The organism is Pseudomonas sp. PsB (assembly GCF_043658375.1).
Classification (GTDB): domain Bacteria; phylum Pseudomonadota; class Gammaproteobacteria; order Pseudomonadales; family Pseudomonadaceae; genus Aquipseudomonas; species Aquipseudomonas putida_Z.
In genome coordinates this window covers 1-740 of the sequence record NZ_JBIGLU010000097.1, presented here as the reverse complement: position 1 = coordinate 740, position 740 = coordinate 1, and the positions used below count along the sequence as shown (strand labels likewise).

General features: G+C 60.7%; 1 protein-coding gene. It reads right to left on the bottom strand.

The genetic code is table 11. The features are described from left to right. Positions 1 to 101: 101 nt before the first annotated feature. The coding region (locus ACGLHT_RS30015; protein ID WP_394520773.1) for an IS5-like element ISPpu18 family transposase at positions 102 to 740 on the bottom strand (639 nt) is incomplete at its 5' end.

Genomic DNA, 740 nt, shown 5'->3' with positions numbered 1-740 from the left:
GCTGCTTTTGAAAGCGGGCCGTCGATCAAAATCGACCAGGTAACCCGCTCAGTTCTCCGTTTTTGGCCGCCGCGAGCACCTCGCAGCAGCCATTTTCCGCATTACAGGTGCACCTGTCCTGCGGTAGTCAGCAAATGTCGGCGCGCCATCCATAGGTTCGACAGCGCGAACAGCGTCACCAGCTGAGCGGTGTTCTTGGCCAGGCCACGGAAGCGCACCTTCACGTAACCGAACTGGCGCTTGATCACTCGAAACGGGTGCTCGACCTTCGCTCGCACTTGTGCCTTGGCCTTCTCGATCTTGCGCTTGGCTTTGTACAGGGCGCTGCGTTTATCGAGCTTCTTGTAGGTGCTGCGGCGTGCTGCGACCTGCCAGATCACTTCGCGGCCCGCATGTTCGGGGCGCTTTTCGACGCCGGTGTAGCCGGCATCGGCGCAGACGACGTTCTCGTTACCGTGCAGCAGTTTGTCGACCTGGGTGATATCCGCCACGTTGGCTGCCGTGCCTACCACGCTGTGTACCAGCCCCGACTCATCATCCACGCCGATGTGCGCCTTCATGCCAAAGTAATACTGGTTCCCTTTCTTGCTCTGGTGCATTTCCGGGTCGCGCTTGCCGTCCTGGTTCTTGGTCGAGCTGGGTGCGTGGATCAGTGTGGCATCGACGATAGTGCCCTGGCGCAGCGACAGGCCGCGATCCCCCAGGTAGCCATTGATTACGCCGAGGATGCCGGCTGCCAG